The organism is Vibrio sp. 10N.222.54.A3 (genome assembly GCF_041474095.1).
Classification (GTDB): Bacteria; Pseudomonadota; Gammaproteobacteria; order Enterobacterales; family Vibrionaceae; genus Vibrio; species Vibrio crassostreae_C.
Genome location: NZ_JBFRTN010000171.1, coordinates 1 through 4061, shown reverse-complemented (window position 1 = coordinate 4061; position 4061 = coordinate 1). Strand labels below are relative to the sequence as shown.

Genomic DNA, 4061 nt, shown 5'->3' with positions numbered 1-4061 from the left:
TAATCCGCGATGAACCTTAAAATACTTAGCGCTTTGGATAAGGCCAGCCGTTAATTGGCTGGCTATATAGTTTAAAGTAATGAGTTTAACATCCATCAACCGACTGTCGGAGGTTGAGAGGGTTCTCGCGCTTTAGTGCATCAGGGAGAAGCTCGTCAGGTACGGCTTGGTAAGCAACCGGTCGCAACCAGCGCTTGATTGCTTCCGCTCCAACAGATGTACTGGCCGACATTGTTGAAGCTGGGTATGGGCCTCCATGAACCATGGCATAACTTACCTCGACACCGGTTGGCCAAGCATTGAATACCAATCTTCCTGCCACCTCTTCTAACTGTGGTATTAATTTGGCAGCAATAGAATAGTCTTCGGGTTGCGCCTGAATCGTTGCGGTTAAACTGCCAGCGAGTTCTTTGCTGAGAACTATCATTTCTTGGTCATCGTCACATACGACAATTATCGACTGTGGTCCAAAGATCTCTTCTTGCCATTGAGGATTGTCACGCCATTGTTTGGCTGTAGTTTCAAATACCATGGCCGCAACACTATGGCTTACGGAAGAGCGAGTTTGAATAAGTCCTGGTTGAGACGAACGCTCTAAACACTGTTGAATGTAGTTTTGTCTGATTCCCGTGGTGAGCATTATTTGTTCAGGTAAACATTGGATGCTTTGGCGAACATGAGTAAGGAATTGATCTGTCGCTGTTCCTTTAGTTATGAATACGACGGCAGGCTTGGTACAAAACTGGCCACAACCCATATTCATTGATGTTAGAAATTCATCAGCAAGTGACAACGCATGTTGCTGCATGCGGTGCGATAAGATGAATACAGGGTTAGACGCCCCAAGCTCACCGTAAAATGGGATAGGTTCTACTCTTTGGTTGGCGAGATCGAAAAGTGCGCGACCGCCATGAATTGATCCAGTAAAACCAACCGCTTTAACAAGTGGGTGGGTGACGACCGATTGACCTAACTTGTGGCTAGTGCCTTGCAATAAAGTAAATATTGCTTGTGGCATAGCGAGTTGTTCGAGAGCAGTAGCAATGCATTTCGCCACAATTGCACTGGTGCCGGGGTGAGCAGGATGACCTTTTACAATGACAGGACACCCGGCAGCGAGTGCTGAAGCGGTATCGCCACCAGCCGTTGAAAAGGCTAATGGGAAGTTTGAGGCGCCAAAAACGGCGACTGGGCCTAAAGCGATATTGTGGCGGCGAATGTCAGGCTTTGGTAGTGGAGATCGCTCTGGATTTGCGGTGTCAAAAATAGCGTCTTGCCATAATCCGCCCTCTAGAACATTAGCAAATAAGTTTAATTGCACAGTCGTCCGGCTTAACTCCCCGTTAAGCCTTGCCAGTGGGAGGGCTGATTCCAAGTGAGCTCGTTCCACTATGGATACTCTTTTCGCTTCGAGACACTCGGCAATAGTTCTTAGTAATTGTGCTCGATTTATTGGTGACGTGCGACGAAACTGCTGAGTGATTTCGTTTGCAGCCATAGCGGCGAGGTCAACATCTTGTTCATTGTGCTGTGGAAATAGACCTTCTATGGTCTGTTCGGTTGCTGGATTAATTGCAGCAAAGCTATCGGTCTGGTTCATGGAAATTCCTAGTTATTTGAGTTCAAATCCGTGGGCGTACGGGTCTTGGTCATCGACCCAGATAGTGTTGTGTCCGGTTACGTGAGCCCAACCTTCGACACTAGGTAAGATAGCCGCGTTACCGTTTATTTCTGTTGTGTCTTCAATGCGACCTGTAAATAAACTGCCGATGATGCTTTCATGGATAAAATCTTCTCCGATGTTGAGCTTTCCTTTGGCGTGCCATTGCGCCATTCTCGCGCTTGTTCCTGTACCACAAGGGGATCGGTCAAGTGCTTTTTCGCCATAGAAAACCGCATTTTTTGCGCTCGCTCCGGGTTGAGTTGGCTTACCTGTCCAAAGTACGTGTGATACGCCACAAACGGTTGGGTCATCAGGGTGTACACATTCGACCGCTGCAGAAACAGCCTCTCTTACTCTAGGGCTTAGCATTAATATTTGGTCTGAGCTGTAATGCTCCAAACCGAGATAGCTCGTTTGTGGATCGACAATTACGTAGTAATTACCTCCGTAAGCAACATCAACCGTTATGGTGCCAAGCCCTTCAATATCTACTGTAATGTCTTGATGAGCGAGGTAGGCAGCAACATTAAAGATCTTAACCGACGTGATTTTTTCACCCTCTCGTTGATAGTGAACTTCTATTTGTCCCGCCGGCACATCTAAGATCAGTTTTCCTTCTTGTTTCGGAGTGATGAGTTTGTGCTCTAAGGCGGATGTGACGGTACCTATGGTGCCGTGACCACACATTGGGAGACAGCCACTGGTTTCAATAAATAGAATGGAAGCATCTGCGTTGTCACTACATGGAGCTAGAACAACAGAACCAGACATCATTGCATGACCACGAGGCTCAAACATCAAGGCTTGGCGAATCCAATCGAAGTGCTCTAGAAAGTACTGACGTTTCTCGCTCATTGTTTTGCCTACGAGTGGGGGCACACCACCCGCAACCAGTCGAACGGGATTGCCACAGGTATGAGCATCAATACAAAAAAAAGTTCCTTGTCTCATTTCTCGCTCCTTGATAGTGAAATAAGTTGTAGTGCTGAATTTGAATGTTATCTTAATGTTAAGTATATTTTATACAATTTTGTGTGATAAACGTGATAGGGAGCAAAATAATGGTGTGCAAAATTTCATCACCCGACACGAGGGTAGCAGTGATTGGAGGTGGTGTGATCGGTTTGTGTATTGCGTTAAAACTTCAGCTCGAAGGGAAAAAGGTGACAGTATTTGAACGGGCTGATGCGGGTGAAAAGTGCTCAAAAGGTAATGCGGGACATTTCGCAACTGAGCAAGTGTTTCCTTTGGCGAGTCCGAGTTTACTAACCCAGTTACCAAAAATGTTACTTTCAACAAAAAGTCCGGTATCCATCCGCTATCAAGATCTGCATTCCACCTTTATTTGGATGCTCCGTTTCTTGTCTAAAGCAAGAAAATCGCCAACTGAACATGCGACGAAAGCGCTGACAGAACTCAATTCTCACGCGATGAAAAGTTGGCAATCGCTATTGGAACCGGTTGGGTTGTCAGAGCTCATTATTCATAATGGTTCTCTGCTCAGTTTTGAAAACGATACACTGTTTAAGCGTTATCAAACGACGTTAAAAGCACTAGAACGTCAAGGGGTACGTTATCAAATATGGCAGCGTGAAAAATTGCGTGATCAGGTGCCGAATCTTTCTAATAAGATAAAAGTAGGGGTCTTCTTTCCAGACACTTCGCATAGTGTTAATCCTTATAAAATATGCCTTGAGCTAAAGCGTAGCTTTCTGAGTTTAGGTGGCGCATGGATAAATGAAGACGTGATAGATGCTTATTTTGAGTCTGGGCATGGTGTGGTGATTACGCAAAAAAACACTTACTCAACGGATTTTTCTGTGGTGGCATGCGGGGCGGAATCAGTCCCGTTGGTAAAGAAGATTACAGGGGTTTCAATCCCACTTCAGGCCGAACGTGGTTATCACCTTATGATGCCAAATCTGAAAGGAATACTGCCATTTCCCGTTAGTTCGGCAGATAGAAAATTTATCATGACACCAATGGAACAAGGGCTACGTTTAGCGGGGACTGTCGAGTACGCCGATCTCAATTCTCCTCCCAACTACAAGCGGGCAAATATGCTAAAAGGGCTAGCAAAAGGAGTGTTGGCGCAAGATGTGGATCTGACGGAGACGGGTAAGGTTTGGATGGGCAATAGGCCGTCACTTCCTGATTCTTTGCCGATTATTGATTGCGATAAAAGTGGACGAGTTTTGTTCTCTTTAGGACACCAGCATTTAGGGCTTACTCAGGCTGCGGTCACTTCTGATCTAATAAGCCAGCTTATTAATCAACAAAAAACACTGGTTAATATTTCGTCGTTTAAGCTAGATCGCTTTTGTTAAAAAATTTTGAAATTAAATATTGTATAAAATATACATGTACATTATGTTAATAAAAAGTTAAGTAATAACGA

Annotated in this window: 3 protein-coding genes; 1 reads left to right on the top strand and 2 read right to left on the bottom strand. The window is 45.0% G+C overall.

Going from position 1 to position 4061, the window contains the following annotated elements; genetic code table 11:
* Positions 1-85 precede the first annotated feature (85 nt).
* The gene (locus AB4507_RS22790) at positions 86-1600 is read right to left on the bottom strand and encodes an aldehyde dehydrogenase (NADP(+)) (protein ID WP_069595409.1); all 1515 of its coding nucleotides are present in this window, start codon (positions 1598-1600) and stop codon (positions 86-88) included.
* 12 nt (positions 1601-1612) lie between these two features.
* On the bottom strand, positions 1613-2614 hold the full coding sequence (locus tag AB4507_RS22785; protein ID WP_017066920.1) for a 4-hydroxyproline epimerase: 1002 nt from the start codon (positions 2612-2614) through the stop codon (positions 1613-1615).
* A 110-nt stretch (positions 2615-2724) separates the two neighbouring features.
* On the opposite strand from AB4507_RS22785, the gene AB4507_RS22780 reads away from it, so the two are divergent.
* On the top strand, positions 2725-3990 hold the full coding sequence (locus tag AB4507_RS22780) for an FAD-binding oxidoreductase (RefSeq protein WP_017066921.1): 1266 nt from the start codon (positions 2725-2727) through the stop codon (positions 3988-3990).
* Positions 3991-4061: the final 71 nt, after the last annotated feature.

Bases quoted from the DNA above. Each gene is read 5' to 3' on its own strand.
- AB4507_RS22780 (WP_017066921.1), top strand. From the start codon at position 2,725: ATGGTGTGCAAAATTTCATCACCCGACACGAGGGTAGCAGTGATTGGA.
- AB4507_RS22785 (WP_017066920.1), bottom strand. From the start codon at position 2,614: ATGAGACAAGGAACTTTTTTTTGTATTGATGCTCATACCTGTGGCAAT.
- AB4507_RS22790 (WP_069595409.1), bottom strand. From the start codon at position 1,600: ATGAACCAGACCGATAGCTTTGCTGCAATTAATCCAGCAACCGAACAG.